The 687-nt window shown below is 52.4% G+C and carries 1 rRNA gene; it reads right to left on the bottom strand.

From position 1 onward, the window contains the following. A 23S ribosomal RNA gene (locus HHO41_RS22025) occupies positions 1-687 on the bottom strand; the annotation flags it as partial.

Below are 687 nucleotides of genomic sequence, written 5' to 3'. Positions count from 1 at the left end.
AGGGGTATGGGTTAGAATTTCAATACAGCCAGGGTAGTATCCCACCGATGCCTCCACCGAAGCTGGCGCTCCGGTTTCTACGGCTCCTACCTATCCTGTACAAGCTGTACCAAAATTCAATATCAGGCTACAGTAAAGCTCCACGGGGTCTTTCCGTCCTGTCGCGGGTAACCTGCATCTTCACAGGTACTATAATTTCACCGAGTCTCTCGTTGAGACAGTGCCCAGATCGTTACGCCTTTCGTGCGGGTCGGAACTTACCCGACAAGGAATTTCGCTACCTTAGGACCGTTATAGTTACGGCCGCCGTTTACTGGGGCTTCGGTTCAAAGCTTCGCTTGCGCTAACCTCTCCCCTTAACCTTCCAGCACCGGGCAGGCGTCAGCCCCTATACTTCGCCTTGCGGCTTTGCAGAGACCTGTGTTTTTGCTAAACAGTCGCCTGGGCCTATTCACTGCGGCTCTTCTAGGCTTTAACACCCAAAAGAGCACCCCTTCTCCCGAAGTTACGGGGTCATTTTGCCGAGTTCCTTAACGAGAGTTCTCTCGCTCACCTTAGGATTCTCTCCTCGCCTACCTGTGTCGGTTTGCGGTACGGGCACCTTTTATCTCGCTAGAAGCTTTTCTTGGCAGTGTGGAATCAGGAACTTCGGTACTATATTTCCCTCGCTATCACAGCTCAGCCTTC

Origin of the sequence: Bacillus sp. DNRA2 (genome assembly GCF_012843265.1) — a bacterium.
Lineage (GTDB): Bacteria > Bacillota > Bacilli > Bacillales > Cytobacillaceae > Bacillus_BU.
This window is presented reverse-complemented; position numbering and strand designations above follow the sequence as displayed.